The organism is Lysobacter soli, assembly GCF_003382285.1.
Lineage (GTDB): Bacteria > Pseudomonadota > Gammaproteobacteria > Xanthomonadales > Xanthomonadaceae > Lysobacter_J > Lysobacter_J soli.
Genome location: NZ_QTJR01000010.1, coordinates 150,195 through 173,076 on the forward strand (window position 1 = coordinate 150,195; position 22,882 = coordinate 173,076).

Annotated in this window: 22 protein-coding genes; 8 read left to right on the forward strand and 14 right to left on the reverse strand. The window is 68.6% G+C overall.

What is annotated here, in order from left to right:
• Window positions 1-61: 61 nt before the first annotated feature.
• From DX912_RS13970 to DX912_RS13990, 5 genes are all read right to left on the reverse strand, one after another.
• On the reverse strand, window positions 62-1,090 hold the full coding sequence (locus DX912_RS13970) for an NAD(P)H-dependent glycerol-3-phosphate dehydrogenase (RefSeq protein ID WP_115843270.1): 1,029 nt from the start codon (window positions 1,088-1,090) through the stop codon (window positions 62-64).
• 12 nt (window positions 1,091-1,102) lie between these two features.
• Entirely contained in the window at window positions 1,103-1,615 is a 513-nt protein-coding gene (gene secB, locus DX912_RS13975) for a protein-export chaperone SecB (protein WP_115843272.1), read from the reverse strand.
• Window positions 1,616-1,800: 185 nt separating this feature from the next.
• Entirely contained in the window at window positions 1,801-2,238 is a 438-nt protein-coding gene (locus tag DX912_RS13980) for a rhodanese-like domain-containing protein (RefSeq protein WP_115843274.1), read from the reverse strand.
• Window positions 2,239-2,310: 72 nt separating this feature from the next.
• Entirely contained in the window at window positions 2,311-2,736 is a 426-nt protein-coding gene (locus DX912_RS13985; protein WP_115843277.1) for a hypothetical protein, read from the reverse strand.
• Window positions 2,737-2,764: 28 nt separating this feature from the next.
• Window positions 2,765-3,271 (reverse strand): YiiD C-terminal domain-containing protein, encoded by a 507-nt coding sequence (locus DX912_RS13990; protein WP_233433596.1) that lies wholly within the window; start codon window positions 3,269-3,271, stop codon window positions 2,765-2,767.
• 46 nt (window positions 3,272-3,317) lie between these two features.
• On the opposite strand from DX912_RS13990, the gene DX912_RS13995 reads away from it, so the two are divergent.
• The 3 genes from DX912_RS13995 (at window position 3,318) to DX912_RS14005 (ending at window position 6,445) form a co-directional block, all read left to right on the forward strand.
• Window positions 3,318-4,079, forward strand: a complete 762-nt coding sequence (locus DX912_RS13995) for a uroporphyrinogen-III synthase (RefSeq protein ID WP_115843352.1) — start codon at window positions 3,318-3,320, stop codon at window positions 4,077-4,079.
• Between the two features lie 61 nt (window positions 4,080-4,140).
• The gene (locus DX912_RS14000) at window positions 4,141-5,115 is read left to right on the forward strand and encodes a uroporphyrinogen-III C-methyltransferase (protein ID WP_115843354.1); all 975 of its coding nucleotides are present in this window, start codon (window positions 4,141-4,143) and stop codon (window positions 5,113-5,115) included.
• A 79-nt stretch (window positions 5,116-5,194) separates the two neighbouring features.
• Complete coding sequence (locus tag DX912_RS14005; protein WP_115843279.1) at window positions 5,195-6,445, forward strand: heme biosynthesis protein HemY; 1,251 nt, start codon at window positions 5,195-5,197, stop codon at window positions 6,443-6,445.
• Between the two features lie 277 nt (window positions 6,446-6,722).
• Here the strand turns inward: DX912_RS14005 and DX912_RS18440 are convergent, their stop codons facing one another.
• From DX912_RS18440 to DX912_RS14015, 3 genes are all read right to left on the reverse strand, one after another.
• Complete coding sequence (locus DX912_RS18440; RefSeq protein ID WP_181902839.1) at window positions 6,723-6,905, reverse strand: hypothetical protein; 183 nt, start codon at window positions 6,903-6,905, stop codon at window positions 6,723-6,725.
• Window positions 6,906-7,345: 440 nt separating this feature from the next.
• Window positions 7,346-7,903: a hypothetical protein gene (locus tag DX912_RS14010; RefSeq protein WP_115843281.1), complete on the reverse strand. Its 558-nt coding sequence runs from the start codon at window positions 7,901-7,903 to the stop codon at window positions 7,346-7,348.
• A gap of 456 nt (window positions 7,904-8,359) precedes the next feature.
• On the reverse strand, window positions 8,360-9,637 hold the full coding sequence (locus DX912_RS14015) for an acetyl-CoA C-acetyltransferase (RefSeq protein ID WP_115843283.1): 1,278 nt from the start codon (window positions 9,635-9,637) through the stop codon (window positions 8,360-8,362).
• Between the two features lie 156 nt (window positions 9,638-9,793).
• Between DX912_RS14015 and DX912_RS14020 the strand changes: the two genes are divergently transcribed.
• Window positions 9,794-10,690 carry a hypothetical protein gene (locus DX912_RS14020; RefSeq protein ID WP_115843285.1) on the forward strand — a complete coding sequence of 299 codons (897 nt, stop codon included), beginning with the start codon at window positions 9,794-9,796 and terminating at the stop codon, window positions 10,688-10,690.
• Window positions 10,691-11,462: 772 nt separating this feature from the next.
• Here DX912_RS14020 and plsB read toward each other — a convergent pair.
• The 3 genes from plsB to DX912_RS18205 are packed head-to-tail and all read right to left on the reverse strand — an operon-like array spanning window position 11,463 to window position 15,501.
• The gene (plsB, locus tag DX912_RS14025; protein ID WP_115843287.1) at window positions 11,463-14,270 is read right to left on the reverse strand and encodes a glycerol-3-phosphate 1-O-acyltransferase PlsB; all 2,808 of its coding nucleotides are present in this window, start codon (window positions 14,268-14,270) and stop codon (window positions 11,463-11,465) included.
• A gap of 23 nt (window positions 14,271-14,293) precedes the next feature.
• Window positions 14,294-15,277 carry a hypothetical protein gene (locus DX912_RS14030; protein ID WP_115843289.1) on the reverse strand — a complete coding sequence of 328 codons (984 nt, stop codon included), beginning with the start codon at window positions 15,275-15,277 and terminating at the stop codon, window positions 14,294-14,296.
• Window positions 15,274-15,501 (reverse strand): hypothetical protein, encoded by a 228-nt coding sequence (locus DX912_RS18205; RefSeq protein ID WP_147298651.1) that lies wholly within the window; start codon window positions 15,499-15,501, stop codon window positions 15,274-15,276. The genes DX912_RS14030 and DX912_RS18205 overlap by 4 nt, the downstream gene beginning before the upstream one ends.
• Before the next feature lie 134 nt (window positions 15,502-15,635).
• Here DX912_RS18205 and DX912_RS14035 point away from each other — a divergent pair, with 134 nt between their 5' ends.
• The 4 genes from DX912_RS14035 (at window position 15,636) to DX912_RS14050 (ending at window position 20,756) form a co-directional block, all read left to right on the forward strand.
• Complete coding sequence (locus tag DX912_RS14035) at window positions 15,636-16,148, forward strand: fimbrial protein (RefSeq protein ID WP_115843291.1); 513 nt, start codon at window positions 15,636-15,638, stop codon at window positions 16,146-16,148.
• Between the two features lie 72 nt (window positions 16,149-16,220).
• Entirely contained in the window at window positions 16,221-16,952 is a 732-nt protein-coding gene (locus DX912_RS14040; RefSeq protein ID WP_115843293.1) for a fimbrial biogenesis chaperone, read from the forward strand.
• Window positions 16,949-19,639, forward strand: coding sequence for a fimbria/pilus outer membrane usher protein (locus DX912_RS14045; RefSeq protein WP_115843296.1), 2,691 nt, complete (start codon window positions 16,949-16,951; stop codon window positions 19,637-19,639). The genes DX912_RS14040 and DX912_RS14045 overlap by 4 nt, the downstream gene beginning before the upstream one ends.
• Window positions 19,640-19,655: 16 nt before the next feature.
• Window positions 19,656-20,756 (forward strand): fimbrial protein, encoded by a 1,101-nt coding sequence (locus tag DX912_RS14050; RefSeq protein WP_115843298.1) that lies wholly within the window; start codon window positions 19,656-19,658, stop codon window positions 20,754-20,756.
• 55 nt (window positions 20,757-20,811) lie between these two features.
• Here DX912_RS14050 and DX912_RS14055 read toward each other — a convergent pair whose 3' ends face one another.
• From DX912_RS14055 to DX912_RS14065, 3 genes are all read right to left on the reverse strand, one after another.
• Window positions 20,812-21,153, reverse strand: a complete 342-nt coding sequence (locus DX912_RS14055; protein ID WP_147298652.1) for a hypothetical protein — start codon at window positions 21,151-21,153, stop codon at window positions 20,812-20,814.
• Window positions 21,154-21,543: 390 nt separating this feature from the next.
• On the reverse strand, window positions 21,544-22,452 hold the full coding sequence (locus DX912_RS14060; RefSeq protein WP_115843302.1) for a 5'-nucleotidase, lipoprotein e(P4) family: 909 nt from the start codon (window positions 22,450-22,452) through the stop codon (window positions 21,544-21,546).
• A 78-nt stretch (window positions 22,453-22,530) separates the two neighbouring features.
• The coding region (locus DX912_RS14065) for a GNAT family N-acetyltransferase (protein ID WP_115843304.1) at window positions 22,531-22,882 on the reverse strand (352 nt) is incomplete at its 5' end.

Genomic DNA, 22,882 nt, shown 5'->3' on the forward strand with positions numbered 1-22,882 from the left:
CGATCGAGCGGAACAAAAAACCCGGCCTCGGCCGGGTTTTCTTTTCGGACATCCGGAACGCTCAGCCGAACAGGTTGCGCGGATATTCCGGCTTCTGTTCGCGCGAGAGCAGGAGCTTGAGGCCCTCGGCCGGCGTCAGGTCGCCGTGCAGCACGCATTGCACCGCGCTGGAGATCGGCAGTTCGATGCCGTGGCGCTCGGCCTGGCGCATGACCTCGTCGGCCGTCTGCACCGATTCGACCACCTGTCCAATCTCGCGCACGGCGTCCTCGATCGACTGGCCGCGGCCGAGCGCGAGGCCCAGGCGACGGTTGCGCGAAAGATCGCCCGTACACGTGAGCACCAGGTCGCCCAGGCCCGCCAGGCCCATCAGCGTCTCGGCCTTGCCGCCGATGGCGTGATTGAGGCGGAGCATCTCGTTGAGCCCGCGGGTGATCAGGCCCGCACGCGCGTTGAGGCCGAGCTGCATGCCGTCGGCGACGCCGGTGGCGACCGCGAGCACGTTCTTCATCGCGCCGCCGAGTTCCGCGCCGAGCATGTCGTTGCCGGTGTAGGCGCGGAACGCCGGACCGTGCAGAGCATCGGCGACGGCCTGCGCGAACGACGCGTCGTTACCGTGCACGGTCAGGGCGGTCGGCAGGCCCTGCGCGACTTCCTTCGCGAACGACGGGCCCGTCACGACGGCCAGCGGCACGTCGGGACCGAGCACCTCTTCGGCTACTTCATGCAGGAACCGGCCGCTGCCCGGCTCGAACCCCTTCGTCGCCCACGCCACGCCGGCGTGTGCCGGGCGATGCGGGGCGAGCTTGCGCAGGGTTTCGGCGAAGGCGTGCGAGGGCACGACGACGAGGACGAAGTCGGCACCCTTCAGCGAATGCTCGAGATCGGTGGTCGCGCGCAGCGACGCCGGCAGCGGAATGCCGGGGAGGTAGCGCGGGTTCTCGTGGCGGGTTTCGATGGCCTCAATGCCGTCGGCATCGCGACCCCACAGCACGGTCGGGTGACCGTGCCGTGCGATCAGGGCTGCCAGGGCGGTGCCCCAGGAGCCCGCGCCGAGCACCGCGACGTTAGGAAGTGCGTTCGCTTCCATGCCGCGGCGCGATCAGGCGTTGCCGGCGGTCTCGGCGTCGGCCAGACCCGACTGCTGCTGCGCGGCGCGCTGGCGGAGGCCTTCGGCGTAGAGCGCGTCGAAGTTGATCGGCTGCAGGTAGAACGGCGGGAAGCCGCCGGCCTGGATGAGGTCGCTGATCAGCTGGCGGGTGTACGGGTACAGGACGTTCGGGCAGTGCGTGCCGAGCATCGCGTCCAGCGTCTGCGCGTCGAAGCCGGCCAGGCCGAACACGCCGGCCTGCTTCACTTCGGCGACGTACAGGGTCTTCTCGTTGGCCGAGCAGGTCAGCGTGATGCCCAGGACGACTTCGAAGGCGTTGTCGTTGAGGCGCTGCACGCTCTGGTTGAGGTTCATCTGGAGCTGCGGCTGCGCCTGCTCGTTGAAGATCGCCGGACCGCCCGGAACCTCGAAGGAGACGTCCTTGACGTAGATCTTCTCGACGGTGAACGCCGGGCCGTTGGTTTCGGCGGACGCGGCATTGCCGTTGACGTTTTCTTCGGACATCTCTCGTGCTCCAAGCGTTGAAATTGCGGTAAGTGGTCGATTATGGCACGCGTTCACGACGTGCCCGGCTGTTCAGAATGCGTGGGCGAAGGCGCCCCGACGAGCCACCAGGGCCGGTCCCCAAGGACGGTGTTGGGGCGTGCGCGACGGCGATCAACCCCGCCGAGCGCGGCAAGAATCGCGCGTCAGGCGCGACCCTTCACCAGCGGCAGGTCGGCCGCCTGCCAGGCGCCGATGCCGCCGTCGAGCCAGTACACGTGCTTGAAGCCGGCCTTCTTCAGGCGCTTGGCGGCATCGGCCGAGCCCTGGCCGTTGCGGCAGACGACCACCACCGGAAGTTCCTTCGCGCCGGCGAGCAGCTTGCTCTCCGGATCGAACTGGCTGGGCTGCACCGACTTGCTGCCGGCGATGTGGCCCTTCTCGAAGTCGGCGCTGGCCGACAGGTCGACCACCAGCGCGTTCTCGCGGTTCATCAGGCCCGTCAGCTCGGCCGGGCGCAGCGCCTTGTAGCCGCGGAACAGGCGCGCGACTTCGGTGTAGAGGATCGCCACCGTCAGGCCGACGAGGCCGAGCGAGAGGTAGAGGTGGCGCTCGGCGAAGGCCAGCAGGTCTTGGAAAGTCACGGCATCACGGCGCAGGAAACGGGGCCGGGATTGTCGCCCAGTGGCGGCGGCGGCGCAAAACAGCGCGTTTTGTTACTCGCCATCCCACAGGTCGGGCATGCCGGACACGAGCCACCAGTTCTTGGACGCCTCGTCCCAGCGCCATTCCTCGCGGTAGCGGACCGTGCGTTCGGCCTGCGTGTGGCGGTTGACCACGCCGATCTCGATGTCCCGCAGCGCGATGCCGCCCTTCTTGTCGGCCGAGCTGTTGCGCTCGCGATAGGCGGTGATCTGGACCTGCTCGTAGCGCTTGAGCTCCAGGTCCGACACGGGGTGTGCCTCGCGGTAGCCCGGTTCGATCAGGCTCAGCGCACCCTCGAAGTCGCCCCAGCGGATCGCGCCCGACCATGCGTACTGGTTGGCCTGCAGCTGGTCCATCTTGCCGCGGGCGAAGGCGGGCGCGGTGGCCACGAGCAGCAGCGCCAGCACGGCCAGCAGCAGGGTCTTGGTCAGGCGCATCGCGTTCCCCTCGATTCGAGCGCCCATGCTAGCCGCTGATCGCGCCCGCCGCGCGCGGCTTGGCGATGGCGACATAGCGGGCGGTGAACTCCGTCGCGATTCCGCCGTCGGGCAGCTTCGCGCGGGCGACCAGGCCGATGCGCGCCCGGCCGCGTTCGCGCAGCGTGGCGATGAAGCCGGGCCATGCGGCATCCGGCGCAAGTTCGGCTTCGACGTCCAGGTCGGCGAAGAGCGGCGCGAGGTAGCGGATCTGGCTGTCGGCGACGAACACCTCGGCCTCCAGCCCCGCTTCCTCGACGTGCAGCGACACCAGGCCCCAGGACGCCAACGTCATCATCGACGCCAGGCTGCCGCCGAACGCGCAGCCCTTGTCGTTGACATGCGTGGCCAGAGGCGCATGCAGACGCAGGCGATAGCCGTCGTAATCGGCGACCGACACGTCCATAGCCGCGACCGGCGGCATCGACTGGTAGTGGTGATGCAGGCGGGCGAGTGCGTCGGCGTACGGATGCAGGGCGCGTGGATCGGAAGTCATGCGAGGGCCGGGAATGGGGGACGCGCGGGACGGCTATGCTGGTGCGATGCCCGCTCCCGCGACGCCCGGATGGTACGTGATCTCGCTGCGCGCACGCGGCGAGCACGCGCCGATGCGCGCTGCGGCCGCTTCCGCGGGTGCGGGTTTGATCGCGATCTCGCCTTGGCGCCTCCATCTGCGCGACGACGAAACCACACGAGAACGATTGCACGAAGCGTTGGCCGCACCGCGCGTGGTCGTCACCAGTCCCGTCGCGGTGCGTGCGGCGCGACGCCTGCAACCGTTGCGCGCGCTGCCCGGACAGCGCTGGTTCGCGGTCGGCGAAGGCACGGCGATCGCGCTTCGCCGCGCGGGTGTCGCCGATGTGGAAGCCCCGCGTCGCATGGACAGCGAAGGGCTGTTGTCGCTGCCCGGACTGGCGGAACTGACCGGGCAAACGGTCGGTTTCGTCACCGCGCCCGGTGGGCGCGGCGTGCTGATCCCCGCACTCGAAGCACGTGGTGCAAGCGTGATCCGCGCCGATGTATACGAACGCATCGCCGTCGCGCCTTCGCCGCGCTCGCTCGCCCGTCTGGCCGAACTGGACGCGCCGGCGAAGCTCGCGCTCTCCAGCGCCGAAGCGCTCCAGCTCGTCGTCGATGCGCTTCCCGAACTAGTGCTCGATCGCCTGCGCCGCGCGCAGGTCGTCGCCGCGAGCGAGCGTCTGGCCGACATCGCACGTACCCACGGCTTCACCGACGTGGTCATCGCGCGCAGCGCGCGTCCGGCCGACCTCGTCGCTGCGGCGGCCGGCACGCCCGCGGCGTGACGCGCGTCGCCATCCGGTAGCATGGCGCCCTCCGCGCTTTGCCGAGTCAGCCGTGTCGACCGTGTCCCCTCCCGCCCCGACCACGCCGCCCGCCCGCCGCTCGCGGGGCTGGATCGCGTGGCTGATCGTCGTCGTGCTCGCCGTCATCGCCGGCGCATGGGGATGGACGCAGTGGCAGGCGCGCAACGAGCGCGACCGCGAGCAGCAGCTCGATGCCGGCCAGCGCCTGGACGCGGTGGAAGGTCGCATCGATTCGATCCGTCGCGACCAGCGCTCGCAGCTGCAGCGACTGCAGCAGGCCGACGCGACCAACCGCGTGCTGCGCGATGAAGTGCTCGGTATCGGCCAGCGTTCGTCGCTGATCGAGGACACCGTGTCCAAGCTCGCCGATCCCAACCGCCACGGCGAACAGGCGCTGCGCCTGGACGAAGCCGAACTGCTGCTCAACATGGCGCAGCAACGCCTGCTGATCGCCGGCGACCTGGAAGGCGCGCGCCGTGCGTACGTGCTTGCGGGCAACGTGCTCGACGGCATCGACGATCCGGCGTACCTGAGCCTGCGCCAGACGCTGCAGCAGGAACGCGCGGGTGTTGATGCCCTCGGCGTCGAACCGCGCGTGCGTGCGATGGCCGAACTGGATGCGTTCGCGCAGACGATCAGCACCGCGCCGGTCGAAGCGCAGTCCACGTTGCCATCCGATGCGCCGTGGTGGCGTCGTGCATTCGCGACGCTGATCGACGTACAGCCGAGCGATCGCACCGTCGCCGTGCAGCCCCCCGATCGCATCGCCGCGGCGTCGGGATTGCAGCTGGAAATCTCGCTGGCGCGCGCCGCCGCCGAACGCCGGGACGACGCTGGTTTCCGCAAGGCGCTGCAACGCGCCGAAGGCTGGATGACGCGGCTGTGGCCACCGTCGCCCATGCTCGACCAGCAGCGCGCGAAGCTGCGCGAAATCGCCGGCCGTGAGCTTTCACTCACGCTTCCGACGCTGGGCAGCACACTGCAGCAGCTGCGCCAGTTGCGCGCCGCGGGTTGATCGCAACCTCCCCCGCGCGCATCGCCGGATGCCCCGGCACGCACGAACACATCGACGACCCCGCGACAAGGAGCCGCCCATGAACCTGTTCCGCAACGTGCTGTTCTGGATCGTTCTGGCGCTGGTCGGCGCGCTGGTCGCGCAGTTGCTGGTGCTCGATCCGGGCTACGTGCTCGTGCGCTACGGCGGCAACGACTACACGACGAATGTTCCGAAGGCGATCGCGCTGCTGGTCGTGGCGCTCGCCGTGTTGTGGCTGCTGTGGAAACTGGCGACGCTGCCGTTCGTGGCGATGCGCCGCCATCGCCGCAAGCAGTCGCGCGCGCGATTGATCGACGGCGTCGACGCCGTGCATCGCGGCGAATGGACGCGCGCGGAAAAACTGCTGGAGCAGGCCGCGCAGGAACCCGACGCATTGGCCGTCGGTCGCATCGGCGCGGCACGTGCGGCGATGGCGCGCGGCGACGAAACCGCGGCGCGTGCGCACCTGACGGCGATCGGCACGGCGAATCCGGCCTCGCGCGCGATTGCCGAAGCCGAATTCGCGCTGGCGCAGGGCCGTGCGAGCGAGGCGCTGTCGATCCTCGATGCGCCGTCGGCGACGCCGTTGCCGCCGCGCGGGCTCGTGCTGCGCGGCGAAGCGCTGGCATCGCTCGGCCGCAGCGGCGAGGCCTACGGCACGCTGGGCGCGCTTCGCCAGCAGCAGGCATTGTCGAACGAGCGCCTCGGCGCGCTGGAAGCGCAGTGGGCCGCCGCGTCGTTGCGCGAGGCGGCCGACGCGAACGTGCTCGCCGATCGCTGGGAAGCCTTGCCCAAGCCGCTTCGCAACGATCCCGCTGCCGTGGCCGCTTACGCCGAGCGCGCCGCCGCGATGCGCTGGGACGAAGCAGCGTCGAAAAGCATCGAGCAGGCGTTGGACGCTCAATGGGACGAATCGCTCGCCGCGTTGTACGGACGGTTGCCGGTAAACCGATTCGAACAACGCCGCGCCACGGCCGAACGCTGGTTGCCCGCGCATCCGGCGAGCCCCGCGCTGCTGCTCACGCTGGCGCGCCTGTCGCGCGCGCAGGGCCAGTGGCCGCAGGCGGAGCAATATCTGCATCGCGCGCTGGCGCAGGGCGGCAACAGCGAGGCGTGGGAGGAACTCGGCGATGGCTTCGCGGCGTCTGGCGAGGAGAAGCTGGCCCGCCATTGCTACGCCAACGCGTTGCGCGCCGCGCGCGGCGAAGCGACGCAGCCGCTGCCGGGACGGGACATGCGGCAGACGATCTTCGACCAGGCGGTCGTGGAGGAGCGCGACGCGCATGGAGTGCCGCGGCTGCGGGAGTGATGCACGCCGACGTGTCCGTTTCGTGGAGTAGTTCGCCGCGGGTGCGGCTCGCGTCCGCATTGCCGTCATTTCAGCGAAGGTTGGCTTCGCTCCCAGCGGCTCCCGGCGAAAGTCGGGACCCAGGCCCGTAACGTGCGGGCACTCTCGCGTCGGTGACCCACCTCAACGTCATTCCAGCAAAAGCTGGAATCCATCTTGATCTTGCCGCTGCCGCTGCCGCTGCCGTCGCCCTTGCTCTTGCTCGTCATTCCCGCGAAGGCGGGAATCCATGGACTTTTCACGCTTTACGCGCAGCGTCGAAGAGCAAAGAAGAATCACTAGCCAAGCTTCCGATCGCCTGCGGCGCTCGGGTCCCTTTTCTTTGCTTGCCCAAAGAAAAGTAACCAAAAGAAAGGGCCTTCCATTTGCCCAGATCAATCCTACGACCGGCAAGCGAGTAGGCGCGTTCGCGATTCGCCATCCATGGCTCAGCGCTCACCGCCGCACATCCTGTGCGGCGCCCTTCGGGGCCAGCAACGAATAGGCTGTTCGACCGCAACAGCAACAGCGAATGGATTCCAGCTTTCGCTGGAACGACGCGTGCGCTTTAGCCCCTCTCCCATCGGCGACCGAAGGGAGTGCAGAGCTGAGAGGGGTTGGGCAACGAAGCGTCAACGGCAAACGACCTTTGCCGCACAGCGCTCGCTTTAGCCCCTCTCCCATCGGGAGAGGGGTTGGGGTGAGGGGCAACGAAGCGTCAACGGCGAACGACCTTTGCCGCACAGCGCTGCGCTGTTGCTCGGTGCTCCGCACATAGAAGCAAGCTGGATTCCAGCTTTCGCCGGAATGACGACGCGTGCGCTTCAGCCCCTCTCCCGCCTGCGGGAGAGGGGTTGGGGTGAGGGCAGGCTGGCGGGAGCCTCACCGCGTCCGATAAAACGCCGGCAGCGTCGCCAGGAAGTCCGCGCCCGCGCCGCGGAAGCGTGTGTAGTTCTCGCCGATGCGCGTCACCACCAGCAGGCGGGAGCCGACAATGCCGAACATCAGGCTCGCCAGCATCAACGCGATGCCCGCGAAGGTCACCGGCAACACGTCGCGTTGCACGCCCATCGCGATGACGCCCAGGCCCAGCATCGCGCCCACCGACGCCACGGCGAGGTTCGCGCGACGCCGCCGCAGATGGCGCGCGCACAGGCCCAGCGTCACCGGCGTGCGGCGACGCACGAACAGCGCGATGACGAGATAAAGCAGCAGGCCGGCAAACACCACCAGGTACAGCGCGGGGTGATGCCAGTAGAAGCGCGCATGTCGGAGTGGCAGTTCCGCCGGTTCATTGCACTTGATGCAGCGGCCGGGCAGCGTGCAGCCCGGCCGGACGACCAGGTCCTTGCCGTCGCGCCAGCAGTCGCCACCGAGTTCCGCGGACAGCGCTTCGCTCAGCCGCGACACAGGCGGCTGGTACGGATTCAACGTCCCCATCGATTTCCCCTCGAACCGCAGTGCCAGCGCACACGCCCGCTGGGAGCGTTCGCGGACCGCATCGCCGACGGTGTCCCCACACCGCCTGGCCCGCGCACCGATCCTAGGCCCGAAAGGACAGATTGTGCAAACTCCGTTCCAGTTCGACGGGGTCGGAACGACCGCGCCAGCCAGAAAGACTGGCGCACGAGTCGCAGACACTGGCGCATCAGGCCAAGTCACTGGCGCGCGAGTCGAAAAGAGTGGGGCGCGAGGTAAAACGGCTGGCGCTTCAGCCAGAAAGACTGGCACGCCAGAAAAAAACACTCGCGTGCGAGTCTTCGAACCTGGCGCGCGAGGCAAAAAGACTGGGACGCGAGTCCCGCCCACTGGCGCGCGAGACGGAAAGACTGGCGCGCGACGTCATGACACTGGCGCACCCGGACCGCGACACGGCCGGGCGGCCAGCAAGGACGCTCAGCGCTCCAGGATCGCGACCACGCCCATGCCGCCGGCAGTGCAGATCGACACCAGGCAGCGGCCGCCGCCGCGCTGCTTCAGTTCCTTCGCGGCGGTGGCGACGATGCGTGCACCGGTCGCCGCGAACGGGTGACCTGCCGCCAGCGAGGAACCGTTCGGGTTGATCTTCGCCACGTCGATGCGGCCCATCGGCGCATCCAAGCCGAGGCGGGCCTTGCAGTAGTCCTCGCTCTCCCACGCGCGCAGCGTGCACAGCACCTGCGCGGCGAAGGCCTCATGGATTTCGTAGAAGTCGAAGTCCTGCAGGGTCAGGCCGTTGCGCTTGAGCATCTCCGGCACCGCGACGGTCGGCGCCATCAGCAGGCCTTCGCCGTGCACGAAATCCACCGCCGCGACCTGCGCGTCGCGCAGGTAGCACAGCGGTTCCAGGCCGTGCGAACGCGCCCATTCGTCCGAGGACAGCAGGCACGCCGCCGCGCCGTCGGTCAGCGGCGTCGAATTGCCCGCCGTCAGCGTGCCGCGGCCGGAGGTCTTGTCGAAGGCCGGCTTCAGCGAGGCCAGCTTCTCCAGCGTGCTGTCGGCGCGCAGGATGTTGTCGCGCGCCACGCCGCGGAAGCTCACGACCAGGTCGTTGAAGAAGCCGCGCTCGTACGCGGCGGCAAGCTTGAGGTGCGAGGACAGCGCCCATTCGTCCTGCGAATCGCGCGAGATGTTCCACTGCTTGGCCATGTCCTCGCAGTGCTCGCCCATCGACTTGCCGGTGCGCGGCTCGGCCACGCCCGGGAATTCGGGCTTGAGTTCGCGCAGGTGGAAGCCCTTGAACGCGGCCAGCTTGTCGCGCGGCGTCTTGGCGCGCGAGGCCTCCAGCAGGCGGTGACGCAGCTTGCGGCCGTAGACGATCGGCACGTCGGACGTCGTGTCCGAACCGCCGCCCACGCCCACGTCGATCTGGCCGGCGGCGATCTTGTTGCCGATGGTGATGATCGAATCCAGCGAGGTGCCGCACGCGCGCTGCAGGGTGATGCCCGGCGTCAGCGGCGACAGGCCCGAGGACAGCGCGGCTTCGCGGCCGAGGTTCCAGTCGCTCGAGTGCTTGATCACCGCACCCATCGCGACCTCGCCCAGTTGCTGGCCGTGCAGGCCGAACTTCTCGACCAGCGCGCCGAGCGTGCGCACGGACATGCCGAGGTTGCCGACGTCCGAATAGGCGGTGTTCTGGCGGCAGAACGGGATACGGACGCCGCCGAGCACGGCAACGGGACGGGCAGGACGCATCGCTACACCTCGCGAAAAACTCGGAAAGGGGGAAGTCGCCGGGGCCTTTACACCCGGGCGGGCATAATGGCCCTGAAGTGTACCGCCGGCTCCCGCGGGCGACCACACGCCACCGTATCCTCGATACCGGAAGCCATGACTCCAGCGCAGATCGCCATGCCTACGCCGCCCGCCACCCTCCACGTGCTCGGGGCGCTCGCCCTGGAACTGCGCGGCGATGCGCCGGTCCACCGGCAGGCGCTGGCGCAGGCCGAAGTGGGCGCGCTGGCGGAACTGATCGCGGCCGACCTGGCCGGCTTCGTGCCCGAAGCGGCGTCGCTGGACCTGATCACCGTCGGTGCGCATTACGACCCGGTCGAGCTGCTGCGTCCGGGCTGGCCGCTGCATCGCGAACTCGACCAGCTGGCCGCCCGCGCTCCGCGCGCCGGCGTCGCGCCGGATGCGGGGCGGGTCATCGCGTTCGGCGCGCACGACGCGCACCTGCCTGGCGCATTGACGCCGTCGACCGATCACCTTGGCGGCCCGTTCCGCCTCGTTCCGTTCGTGCTCGGCGGCAGCGAAGCCGTCGCGGCGCGCGTGGGCGAGGCCTTCGAACGCGAACTGCTGGAGCGCGGCATGGCCGGCGCGGCGACCGCGCTGGCGGCGCAGCAGGCCTTCGGCGTGCAGGTCGAACACGCGCGCTACCTCACGGTGCACGACCTGGCCGCGATGATGGCGATGCAGTACGACCACGCCGGCCTGGCCGAACTGTGGCCGCTGCTGGAAACCGCGCTGCTGCAGCCCGAAGGCGAGCACTGGCTCGACGCGCCGCCGGAACCGCTGGTGCACTACACCAGCGGCGAGGCACGCATCGCGATGTTCGAGCCGCGCGCGTGGAAGACGCGCTACGCCACCGAAGCGCCCTGCGACACGCCCGAATGCCGCGCGAAGCTGGAAGCGCAGCACCGTCATTTCCAGGCACGCCAGCGGCAGATCGCCGCCGTGCTGGGCGCGCACGGGATTCCGGTGAATTTCGTGCATTGCCCGGATGAGGGGCGCGCGGCGCTGGTGTGAGGTTTGTCGCGCGGCGGTGGTTCTTTCGCAACCGTCGTTTCCGCTGACGTTAGAACCCTTCCAACCGTCATCCGGCGAAGGCCGGGAGCCAGGCCCGTAGCGTCCTAGCAATCCGATGGCGGTGAACCACATCACCGTCATCCAGCGAAAGCTGGAGTCCGTCTCAACGTCATCCCGGCGCAACCCGGGACGCAGGCCCGCAGCGTCCGGGCACTCCACGGCGGGTGAACAACCTCTCCGTCATCCCGGCGGAAGCCGGGATCCAGGCCCGTAACCTCGGGGCACTCTCGTGTCGGCGACCCACCTCATCGTCATTCCAGCGAAAGCTGGAATCCATCTTGAGGTCGCCGTCGCCGTCGCCGTTGGCCTTGCTCTTGCTGTTGCTCGTCATTCCCGCGAAGGCGTGCCGCTTCTGGGCCGCCGAACGGCGGCACCATCCATGGACTTTCCACGCTTTACCAACAAGGCGTAAGAGCAAAGAAGAATCACCCGCCAAGCTTCCGATCGCCTGCGGCGCTCGGGTCACTTTTCTTTGCTCGCACAAAGAAAAGTAACCCAAAGAAAGTGCGTACAAGTCCAACCCAATCCTGCGACCGGGGCGAGAAAGGGCGCGTTCGCGATTCGCCATCCATGGCTCAGCGCTCACCGCCGCACATCCTGTGCGGCGCCCTTCGGGGCTAGCAACGTAGAAGGCTGTTCAACAGCAACAGCAACAGCAACAGCAAGAGCAGTGGCAACAGCAACAGCAGCAACGTAAGCCACCGCGGCTCCGCTACGCCGCCCCGCCCCCCACCTCAACCGCAGCCGCCGGCTTCGCACTTTCCGGGCTGATCTTCTCGATCGTGTGGCGCAGTTCGCGGCCGAGGATGAACTTGGCGTCCTTCGCCCACGTGTCCAGGCGGCTGTCGAAGGCGAGCTTGCTGTTCTCGTCCGGCCACACCAGGCGCATCTCGCGCAGCTTCTGGATGAAGCCGCGGAACAGCGTCTTGTCGAAGAACTCCGGCGCGGCCGGCGCGTAGAGCAGCGACAGGCGCTGCGCCGCGAGCTGGCAGAGGCTTTCCAGTTCGGCCGCCGTCAGCGTGCCCGGGCCGTTCTTCACCAGCACCGAAATGGCGATGTAGTAGCGCTCGAACGCCTGCTGCAGCGAATGGCCGATCGCGCGCAGCCGGAACACCTCGTCGCTCTGGCCGGAATTGCGCGCGAGGATGCCGCCTTCGTCGTCGCTGATCTTTTCCAGCAACCCTTCGCGGATGAAGACGTCGATGGTGCGGTTGAGGCGCTCGGCGAACTGCTCCTCCGTCCACGGCAGGAACAGCTCGGCCTGCAGGAACGGATACACGCTGCGGCCCAGGCGCTGCACGCCGTTGATGCTCATGCGGCGGTTGTTCTGGAAGCAGCAGGCGATCCATGACGCCGCCGTGAACAGATGCAGCACGTTGTTGCGGAAATAGCTCAGCAGCACCGCGTTGTCGCCGCTCACGCCCAGCACGTCGCCGAGCGGATGCTTGGTGCGGGTGAGGACGTTGATTTCCTCGCCGTGCGCGATGATTTCCTCGACCGGGTGCGGCGTCACCGTGACGCGGTCGGAGTACGGCAACTCGGCCAGCAGCGTCTTGCTCAGCTGGATCTGCGCGCGCAGGTCGCCTTCGCCCATCGCGTGCTTGGGCGTGGACAGCAGGGCGAGTGCGAGCAGGTTGATCGGATTGACGTCAGCGGCGCGGTTGACGTTCACCTGGATGCGCTGCGCGAGCGCGTCCACGGTGTCGGACAGCCACGCCGGCTTTTCCTCGTCGCTGACCGGCGCGCCGTCCCAGTCCGGCGCGTGCTCGGCGAGCACGTCGCCCAGGCGGATCGGCTCGCCGAAGTTCACCACCACCTGACCGTAGTTGCTGCGCAGCACCTTCGGGATGCCCATCAGCAACTGCCAGATGGATTCCTTTTCCTTCGGCTTGCCGGACAGCTCGTCGAGGTAGCTGTTGCCTTCCATCAGCTTCTCGTAGCCGATGTAGATCGGCTGGAACAGCACCGGGCGCGTGGGCTGGCGCACGAAGGCGCGCACCGTCATCGCGACCATGCCGCCCTTCGGCGGCAGCAGGCGGCCCGTGCGCGAGCGGCCGCCTTCGACGAAGTACTCGATCGAATAGCCGCCGGCGACCAGCTGCGCGACGTACTCGCTCAGCACCGCCGAATACAGCGCGCTGCCGCGGATGCTGCGACGGATGAAGAACGCGCCGCCCTTGCGCAGCAGCGTGCCGACGACCGGCAGGTTGAGGTTGATGCCGGCCACGATGTGCGGCGGCACGATGCCGCGCGTGTACAGCAGGTAGCTCAGCAGCAGGTAATCCATGTGGCTGCGGTGGCAGGGCACGTAGACCACTTCGAAACCGGGCGCGTCGTCCTTCAGCTTGTCCAGGTGGTGGACGAGCACGCCGCGGTAGATGCGGTTCCACACCGGCGTCAGCAGGAAGCTCGCCGAACGCACGACCGGATGCGAATAGTCGGCCGCGATCTCGTAGGCGAAGCCGTGCGCCTTCTTCCACGCGTCGGCGAGCGAACTCTTGTCGCGCGCGGCCTGGTCGGCGATGGCGTCCTTCACCGTGGGCGAAGCCAGCACCTGGTCGACGAGCAGGCGGCGCGTGGACAGGTCGGGGCCGATCACCGCCGCGCGGATGCGGCGGAAATGCGCGCGCAGCACGCGCGAGAGCTTGCGCACCGTGCGTTCGGGCGGCAGGCCTTCGTCGACGATCGCACGCAGGCTCACCGGCGGGGCGAAGCGCACCAGCGTGTCGCGACCGTTGAGCGCGATCGCCAGCAAGCGGCGGAAGCGGCCGACCAGCGTCCAGTTTTCCGAGAACAGCACCGAGAACCAGCCGCTGTTCTTGTCCGGCGCGCGGCCGACGAAGATCGACACCGGCACCAGCTGCACGTCCATCGACGGATCGGCGCGGTGCGCGTCGAGCAGGTGCGCGAGCGAGCCCGAATGCGTCTTGCGCGACGGCGGTGCGGTGCCCAGCGACTGCTGCAGCTGGGTCAGCGTGTTGACGTTGCGGCGCGACAGCGCGAGGTAGGCGCGCTTGCGCTTGAGCGGATCGCCCGGGAGCGGCTGCAGCGGCGAGGGCAGGCCGGCCTCGCGGCAGGCGCGTTCGAGGATCAGCGCGTTGGACAGGCCGTAGTCCTCGAGGACGTAGCAGACCGGACGGCCGCTCCATTCCTCGGGGATCTCGGCCGCCGGATTGCGCGGTTCGACGGTGACCTGCACCCACGGCGCCATGATCCGGCCGAGCAGCTTCGCCCACCATGGGCGACGCACGGACGGACGACGCGGGCCGCCCGGGCGACGACCGCGGTCGTCATCGCGAACGTGGCTGGCGGCGTCGATGGGGAGTTCGGTCTGCGCCGGGTCGGCGCCGGATCCGGACGTGGACGGCTCCGCGGCTTCGGGCTCGCGGGGCGCTTCGGCGTCGGGCGGCGGGACAGAAGGAGTCGTCGCCGCATCCTCTCGGGCGGGCGAAGCGGCGGTCGTCGCGTCCTTGTCGGCGTCCGGGAAAGGCAGGGGCGTCTGGTTCGGCATCGCGGGCATTATGCCCTTGCGGCCTTGCGCGTTCAGGGCGCGGTGGCGGCGGACGGGGCGTCCGTGGCTGCCGGCGGCGCCGCTTGCGTGGCCTTGTCGGCGGCGGCGACGGGCGCATTCTCATCGGTCGCCGGCCTGGGGGCCGCGCCGTTGGCCGAGCGCGCGGCTTCGGCCTCGGCGTGGCGCAGGGCGTCGGTCAGGTACCAGTGGCCGTCGCGACGTTCGACCGCCAGCTCGGCCTCGATCGGCTTGCCGGCCAGCGTGTACTGCAGGCGGATCCGGGCGCGCTCCCCCTCGCGTGCGATCAGGCTGGCGCGCGCGGTGGCGAGGTCGGCATCGACATCCAGCCCGTACACCTTCACCACGCGCTTCATCCGTTCGAAGAACGGGCCCATGCGCTCCAGGCTATGGCGCATGCCCAGCTGGCGGAAGCGGTACGGTCCGCCGGCCAGGCCCGTCTGGCGAGCGCCGGCGACCAGCGAGGGAATCGTCTGGCGCGCGAGTTGCACGTCGCCCAGCGGCGCCTTCTGCGCCCAGCGGCTGATCGCGCTCACCAGTTGCACGTAGTGCGCGCGTTCGTCGTCGCTGTAATCGCCTTCCGCGCGCAAATACTGCGTCGCGAACAGTCCCAGCGTGGCCGCAGCGGAGCGGAGCTCGGCGTTCGCGCCGGAAAATTGACGCTGGTAGACGGTCAGCAGCTGCTTCTCGGCGCCCGGAGCCGACAGCGAGTCGATGAAGGCGGGCAGGCGGTCGTCGAGCGGGAGGTCGGTCAGCGGCCAGCGCGTGCGGCCTTCGTTCCAGGCGGTGTCGAGCCGGGCGTGCAGCTCCGGCGGGACGGCGTGGCGCGAGTAGCTCACCAGGTCGTTGCGGCGCAGGTCGCGGATCAGTTGTTCGACCGCCTGAGTGGGTTCGGTCGGGGTCGGCTCGACCACCGGCGCGGGCGCGCGCTGGCATCCGGCCGCCATGAGGGCGGCCAGCAGCGTCAGCGCGGCGGTGGCGCGGGTTATCGGTCTCATGCGGATGCGGCTTCCCCCAAGTCGCTCGCGGCATCTTGGCGGCGTGACTGGAAGCCGGCAAGCCAAGGCCGTCCCGGATTGGAAATGTGGATGCGCGCGTCGAAATACCGGCATGGCGTCACATTCTTTGGGTCAAAAAGTGACGCGAACTGTCGAAATGCGTCTTCAGCTTCGGAAAATGTGATCGAAATCTCGTTCAGGATTGGCGGAATCAGCTGCTTCACCCATTCCTAACGGGTCGAAACGCGTTTTGAGACCGTTGGCACAGATTCTGCTTTCCAAGCCCTGACCCGGCACTTCGCCGGCGCAAGCGTCCTGCCACGCGCCGGACCTTATTCACTCCAAGGGCTTAGCACTCATGAAGAAGATCCTCCTCGTCGCCGCCGCTGCCGCCGGCTTGGTCTCCATCGCCCCGGCCTTCGCTGCCGACGGCACGATCACGGTCACCGGCAGCGTCAGCACCACGACCTGCAAGGTCGCCAACAACGGCGCCGTCGCTGTCGTGCTGCCGACCGTCGCCACCACCGCGCTGAGCGCGGCCGCCGCCGTCGCCGGCTACCAGCCGTTCTCGATCAACCTCACCGGCTGCGGCACCAACACCCGCGTCACCACGTACTTCGAGCCGGGTGCCACGATCGCCGCCAACGGCAACCTGGTCAACGCGGGCACCGCGACGAACGTCCAGGTCCGCCTGTTCAACGATGACCGCTCGGTCATCAACCTGGCCGGCGCTCCGACCGCCCAGAACTCGAAGCAGTTCACCATCGATACGGCCGGCTCGCTGAACTACTACGCCGCCTACTACGCGACCGCCCCGGCCACTGCCGGTACGGTGAGCACGAGCGTCATCTACTCGGTGACCTACCAGTAAGTCCCCCGGCGGGCGGGGCCTCCGGGCCTCGCCCGCCTTCGGCACCCCCGGGCCGATTCCAGAGGTAACTCCATGACGACGATCTTCCTCCGCGTCGCTGCCGCGGCGCTGCTCGCTGCCTGCGCCTTCGCACCTGCCTTGCACGCCAGCGTGCTGATCGGCGGCACGCGCGTCATCCTTCCCGCGAAGGGGGGCGAGGTCACCGTCCGCCTTACCAACGACAACACGACGCCGGCCCTGGTGCAGGCGTGGATCGATCGCGGCGACCCGCAATCGACCCCGGATTCGGTGGATACGCCGTTCCTGGTCACGCCGCCCATGTTCCGCATGGAGCCGCAGCGCGACCAGAGCCTGCGCATCCTCTACACCCGCGAGCCGCTGCCTGCGGACCGCGAATCGCTGTTCTGGCTCAACGTGCTGGAAGTACCGCCGAAGCCGGCGGAGCTCGAGACCGATGGCAAGAACTACATGCAGCTGGCGGTGCGTTCGCGCCTGAAGCTGTTCTTTCGTCCCGAAGGCCTGCAGGGCGACCCGTTGAAGGCGGCCGAGCAGCTGCGCTTCCAGGTCTCGGGAGGATCGGTTCTTGTCAGCAATCCGACCCCGTACCACGTAACCATCAGCGATCTGGCGGTCGACGTCGGCGGCAAGGCCTACGCCAGCGAAAGCGGCATGGTTGCCCCGATGTCGGAACTGCGCCTGCGCGCGGAAGGCCTCCCGGCTGCGCCGGCAGGCACGGCGGTGCGCTTCACCATCGTCAACGACTTCGGCGCGGCGACCGCGCTCATCGGAGCCGTCGCTCCGTGACGAAGCGCGCCGGCCACCACATGCCGGACTTCCGGGTGCCGAGCCGTGCGTTGCTCGGCACCGCGATCGCGTGCGCGCTTTTCGCCAGTTCGACCGTGTACGCCGCGCCGGCCGCGCCGGCCGATGCCCAGTTCGACATGACGCTGCTGGCCGGTGGCGCGCAGCAGGCCGCCGATCTTTCGCGCTTCGAGCGCGGCAACGTGGTGTCTCCGGGGCTGTACCGCCTCGATCTTTATCTGGACGGCCAGTGGTCGGGCTCGGCCGATGTCCGCTTCGTCGCGCCGAATCCGGACGAAAGCGCTGTGCCGTGCTTCACCGCAGCGATGTTCGACCGACTCGGCCTGCCGCGCGCGAAACTCGACGAGGCAGCGCGTGCGCGCCTGGACGCGGCGGACGGTTGCGCCGCCATCTCCGACCTCATTCCCGACGCCACCGCGATCTATGACCAGACCGAACTGCGCCTGGACGTGACCGTGCCCCAAGCGTGGCTCGGCTATCGCGCGCGGGGCTACGTCAGCCCGGATCAGTGGAACAGTGGCGTGACCGCCGGCCTGCTCAACTACAACGCGAACCTGTATCGCAGCCGCAGTGGCGGGCTCGAACAGACGTCGGGCTTCGTCGGCCTCAATGCCGGCCTGAACCTCGGCGCCTGGCGTCTGCGCCACGACGGCAACTACAGCTGGCAGTCGGCAGTGGCTGGCGCGTCCTCGTCGCGCCAGTACGAGTCGATCGCCACCTACGCCCGTCGCGACATCGCTTCGATGAGCGCTCAGGTCACCCTGGGCGACAGCTACACGACCGGCGAGTTGTTCGACAGTGTCGGCATTCGTGGCCTGCAGCTGGCAACCGACGACCGCATGCTCCCCGAGTCGCAGCGCGGCTACGCGCCGACCGTGCGGGGCGTGGCCGAAAGCAACGCGCGCGTCACCATCCGCCAGAACGGCGTGCTGCTGTACGAAACGACGGTGTCGCCGGGGTCGTTCGCGATCGACGATCTCTACGCGACCGGCTACGGCGGCGATCTGGAAGTCACCGTCACCGAGGCCGATGGCCGGGTGCGCGAGTTCTCCGTGCCTTACGCCGCCGTGCCGCAGCAGCTGCGCCCGGGCACCTCGCGTTTTGGCGTCGCCCTGGGCACCGTGCGCGAGGACGCGTCGCAGGACGAACCCATGCTGGTGCAGGCGACGTTGCAGCGCGGTCTCACCAACATGGTGACCGGCTATGGCGGCTTCCTGGGCACGACGGGCTACGGGGCCGCGCTCGGCGGCGTCTCGCTCAACACGCGCGCCGGTGCGATCGCGCTCGACCTCACGCTGGCGCGCACCGAACTGCCGGGTCAGGACCGGCAGAGTGGCCAGAGCCTGCGCGCCACCTACAGCAAGATAATTCCGGGCAGCGGCACATCCTTCAGCCTGGCCTCCTACCGCTATTCCACCGGCGGCTACTACAGCCTGCGCGAAGCGCTCGCCGCGCGCGATTTCGCCCTGGGGCGTCCCGTCGACGACGGCTTGCCGGACGACGATCTGGTGGGCGTGCTCACGCCGGAACAGCGCGACGCGCTACTGAACGGCCGCAACGCAGACCTGCAGGCGTATACCGATGCGCTGCAGCGCCAGCGCAACCGCTTCGACCTCAACCTCAACCAGCGCCTCGGCCAGTCCGGCGGCAACCTCTACGCGACGCTGTCGGCGCGTGACTACTGGACGCGCGAAGGCACCGACACCCAGTTCCAGGTCGGCTACAACAATCACTATCGCTGGTTCAATTACGGCGTGTCGGCCACGCGTCTGCGGGACCTGCAGGGTCGTTACGCCAACCAGTTCTCACTCAACGTCACCGTGCCCTTGGGCAGCAGCCCGCGTGCGCCGATGGCCACCGCGGCACTGGTGCACGACACCGAGGGCCAGAACCAGTCGCAGCTCACCGTTGCTGGTAGCGCTGGCGAGGCCAATCAGTTCACCTACGGCGTGAGCGCCGCCCATAGCGATGCCATCGGCACGTCGGCCAGCGTGAATGCCGGCTATCGCGCGCCATGGGCCGTGGCCAACGCAACCTATGGCGAAGGCGATGGCTACTCGCAGGCGTCGCTGGGCGTCTCCGGCACCGTCGTCGCGCATCGTGGCGGAATCACGCTTGGCCAGCCCGCCGGCGACACCGTGGCCCTGGTGCATGCACCCAACGCCAAGGGCGCCCGTGTCGTCAACGCGCCTGGCGTTACGGTCGATCGCTTCGGATACGCGCTGGTGCCGTACCTCTCGCCGTATCAGATGAACGTCGTGGAGCTGGATCCGAAGGGCCTGCCGCTGGACGTCCAGCTCAACGCCACCAGCGCCCGCGTGGCGCCCACGGCAGGTGGCGTGGCGATGCTCACTTTCGATACCGAATACGGTCGAACCCTCCTGCTGCGCGTGCGCATGTCCGACGGCCGCGCCGTGCCGTTCGGCGCCGAGGTGACCGACATCCAGGGCCACGCGCTAGGCACCGTCGGCCAGGGCGGCCGCCTGCTGCTCCGCGGCGCGACGAAGGAAGGCACCGTCTCGCTCAGCTGGCAGGAAGAAGACAAGCCGATGCAGTGCACCTTCACCTACCAGGCGCCCGAGCCGAAGCCCGGCGCCGCCGCCACCGACCTGCCGACGACCGACGCGCGCTGCACGCCGACCGTCACCTTCGCCGCCGCCAGCCTGTGATCGACCGGACCTTCCGATGACGACCGATCCGACCCCGAACGTTGCCCAGACCACCACGCTGATGCGCGTGTTCCGCGTGTGCTGGGCGCTGCTGATGCTCGGCTTCCTGTACGCGGCGCTGCCCAACAGTGCATTGGCGGCCACTTCGTCGTGTTCGACGAGTTCTTCCGGCAGCCTGACGATGGGCAACGTGGCCGTGCCGGTCAACGCGGCCAACGGCACGACACTGGGTACGCCGGTCACGCTGACGATGACGTTCAACTGCACCGGCGTGCCCACCGACACGTCGGGCAACAACCTTTACGTGCAGGCGGGCAACCTCGCCGCGCGGGACCCGGCCGACACCGGCGCCAACGGCATCCTCTTCGACACCAGCATCGCCGGCATCGCTCTGAAGATCACCGGCAGCCCGGACCAGGCGTCGGCAAGCGCCTGCCTGCGCTGCGGCCCCAATTCGACGGCCGGCTTCGAAATCGGCGCGCTCAACCGCACCTGTACCGGCAGCGGTAACAACCGCAGGTGCACCGCGACGATCACCCAGACCTTCACCGCGCAGTTCGTGAAGACAGGTGCCGTCACGCCCGGGACGGTGCAGGGCCTGCAACTGATGCAGTTCTGGTGGTACGAGTACGGCACCACGGCCAGCAGCGGCCCGATGGGCACGGCGGTGACGCTCAACGGCGGCGCCCAGGTCACCTCGGTGGGGTGCACTGTCGACACCGGCTCCCAGAACATGACGGTGACGCTGCCGGCCGTCACGACGGCCGCGCTGCAGACGCAGGGCGCCACCGCCGGCCGCACGCGCTTCAACATCAACCTGACCTGCCAGTCCGGCACCACGGCGAGCATCACGTTCGCCGCGACCAATCCCTTCAACAACCCCACCGGCATCATCGCGCCGACCACCGGCACGGGCTTCGCGGCCAACATCGGCATCCAGCTGCTCAATGGCTCGGCATCGGCGCCGGTGCCTTTCACCGTCGCCCAGTCGCTGGGCACCACGCCCAACGGTGCGTGGTCCGTGCCGTTCCACGTCCAGTACTACCGCACCAGCAGCAGTACGATCAGCGCCGGCGACGTGCGCGGCACGCTGACCTTCACCATGACCTACCAGTGAACCCCGCGGGCGCGAGAGCTAAAGCCGCGAGCTTCGTGGTCGTAAACCTTCCTGTTCAGTCGTAGGTCTGCGTCGCCACCCATACCGCGTTCTGGTTGCCTGCGTCGCGGAGATAGCCCGCGTAGTAGCTCACCAGCTGCGAGCGCGAATGCGCCGCGGCGGGTTCCACCTGCAACGTGTAGGTGGTGGGGTTCGACGAACCGTCGCATCGGGTTCGAAGGTGTTGCGGCACGGTCTGTGCAGTGGTCTGGATTGCGGCAGGCATGCACGTGGGGTTGACCACGCTGCCCGTGAACGTGATGCGGCCACCGGCCGCGTGCGCGTTCGCGCCTGCCGTTACCAGTACTACCACCATTGCGCAGAGCACGGCGCCCACCGTGACTCTGACTCGCTTCATGGCCTTTCCTTGCGCCTCTATGCGCGTAGTTCGCCTGTTCGCTCCATCGGCCGGGCTGAAGCTTCCTGAAGGGCTTTGCCCAATCGGCGTCCGTGAATTGCAACCGACGTCACAGTTCAAGCGGCATCGTGCCGCCCGGACAGCGAAGCGCATCCGGGATCACGGCGATGTGTTCTGGCGAAGGAAAGACCGACCGTCCGTCGCCGGCGTGGGCGCGCGGGCGAAGAAAAAGGAGGCCGGGGGCCTCCTTCAAATCCGGCCGGGGCCGGAGGACTTCGAGTTGTGGCATGGCTCCGGCTCGCGCCGGACGGAGGGCAGACTACCTGCCCTCCAAACCTAATGCAACCTCTCAAGAAATACGTTGCAACCCGTTGATTTCAAATAACTAAATCAGGGCGCGAGGTTCAACGCCGCGCGCTTGGCCTCGCGGCGCGCTTCGCGCGGCTGGGCCCAGTCGTTGTTGAACAGCGCCGGCTCCCAGCTGCCGTAGGTCGGGTTGGGGAGCATGAACCAGCGCTCGCCGAACCAGTCGCCGTATTCGTCCAGCAGCTGCGCGCGGCCGTCGCGCGTGTTCGCCGTGACCTGCACGAAGTCGCCGAGCTGGTCGCCGAACTGCATCAGCACGCGGTACTGCTGGCCGGCGAGGCGGCGACGGCAATCCTTCTCGCTGCCGTTCTGCTCGCAGCCTTCCACCACGGTGCCAAGGCCGAGGAACACGCTGTCGTCCTTCACCGGCATGCCGACGGCCTTGAGGTTGGCGATCGTCGCGTCCTTCAGGTGCACCGCGCGGTTGGAGAGATAGAGGATCGTCACGCCCTTCGCGCTCGCGGCCTTGGCGAACTCGACGACGCCCGGCACTGCCTTGGCCTTCTTCTCGGCGACCCAGGCGTCCCAGGTGACCTCGTCGTACTCCTTGCCCTGGCTGACCAGGCGGGCCTGGTAGGGCGAGTTGTCGAGCACGGTCTCGTCCACATCCATCACCACGGCCGGCGGCAGGCCGGTGGCCGCGTTGCCGCGTTCGCCGGTGACCAGCGCGTCCCAGTTCTTTTCCTTCAATGCGACATCGAGCTTGTCCGCCGCGGCGCGATAGACGGTCGTGGTCGCGGCCTGGTATTCGGCGCTGGTCTGCACCCAGAGCACGGCGTTGAGGTTGTCGTCGACCGGCGCGGTCGGCTTCGCCGAGGTGGCCGGAGCGGTTGCGGGCGCGGGCGCGCCGGGCGCCAGGGTGTCGGCGCGCTTGCAGGCACCCAGCGCGAGCGCGCAGGTGAGGACGGACAGGGTGAGGACGCGAGGCGACATGGGCGTTCGGGCTTCGAAAGGACGCGCGATTCTAGCCGAGCCATGCTGCGCCGCCGTGTCACTGGCGGGCGATTCGCCTCACGCGCGCGCGACCTGCAGCGACACCTGCTTGCGACCGTCGGCAACCCATTGCGAGCCGACTTCGCTGAAGCCGAAGGCCGAGTGGAAACGCCGCGACGCCTCGTTCGGCGGCACGGTGTAGAACTCGCAGGTCACGGTGTCGACGTCCGACGCGCGCGCAAAGTCGAACAGGTCGCGATACAGCAGCGGACCAAGCTTGCGCCCCTGGTGCGTGCCGGCGACGACGACGCGATCGACGTACAAAAAGCGCGGATAACGCTGCGCGAACCACACGTAGTTGGGACTGTCGTAGGCGACGCCCTCGCGGAACGCCAGCAGGAACGCGACGACCTCGTCGCCCTCGCAGACG

Coding starts and splice junctions, on each gene's coding strand:
- DX912_RS14035 (WP_115843291.1), top strand. CDS start 15,636: ATGAAGAAGATCCTCCTCGTCGCCGCCGCTGCCGCCGGCTTGGTCTCC.
- DX912_RS14010 (WP_115843281.1), bottom strand. CDS start 7,903: ATGGGGACGTTGAATCCGTACCAGCCGCCTGTGTCGCGGCTGAGCGAA.
- DX912_RS14050 (WP_115843298.1), top strand. CDS start 19,656: ATGACGACCGATCCGACCCCGAACGTTGCCCAGACCACCACGCTGATG.
- secB (WP_115843272.1), bottom strand. CDS start 1,615: ATGTCCGAAGAAAACGTCAACGGCAATGCCGCGTCCGCCGAAACCAAC.
- DX912_RS14040 (WP_115843293.1), top strand. CDS start 16,221: ATGACGACGATCTTCCTCCGCGTCGCTGCCGCGGCGCTGCTCGCTGCC.
- DX912_RS14005 (WP_115843279.1), top strand. CDS start 5,195: ATGAACCTGTTCCGCAACGTGCTGTTCTGGATCGTTCTGGCGCTGGTC.
- DX912_RS14060 (WP_115843302.1), bottom strand. CDS start 22,452: ATGTCGCCTCGCGTCCTCACCCTGTCCGTCCTCACCTGCGCGCTCGCG.
- DX912_RS14020 (WP_115843285.1), top strand. CDS start 9,794: ATGCCTACGCCGCCCGCCACCCTCCACGTGCTCGGGGCGCTCGCCCTG.
- DX912_RS13970 (WP_115843270.1), bottom strand. CDS start 1,090: ATGGAAGCGAACGCACTTCCTAACGTCGCGGTGCTCGGCGCGGGCTCC.
- DX912_RS13990 (WP_233433596.1), bottom strand. CDS start 3,271: ATGACTTCCGATCCACGCGCCCTGCATCCGTACGCCGACGCACTCGCC.
- DX912_RS13995 (WP_115843352.1), top strand. CDS start 3,318: ATGCCCGCTCCCGCGACGCCCGGATGGTACGTGATCTCGCTGCGCGCA.
- DX912_RS13985 (WP_115843277.1), bottom strand. CDS start 2,736: ATGCGCCTGACCAAGACCCTGCTGCTGGCCGTGCTGGCGCTGCTGCTC.
- DX912_RS14015 (WP_115843283.1), bottom strand. CDS start 9,637: ATGCGTCCTGCCCGTCCCGTTGCCGTGCTCGGCGGCGTCCGTATCCCG.
- DX912_RS14030 (WP_115843289.1), bottom strand. CDS start 15,277: ATGAGACCGATAACCCGCGCCACCGCCGCGCTGACGCTGCTGGCCGCC.
- DX912_RS18440 (WP_181902839.1), bottom strand. CDS start 6,905: ATGGCGAATCGCGAACGCGCCTACTCGCTTGCCGGTCGTAGGATTGAT.
- DX912_RS14055 (WP_147298652.1), bottom strand. CDS start 21,153: ATGAAGCGAGTCAGAGTCACGGTGGGCGCCGTGCTCTGCGCAATGGTG.
- plsB (WP_115843287.1), bottom strand. CDS start 14,270: ATGCCCGCGATGCCGAACCAGACGCCCCTGCCTTTCCCGGACGCCGAC.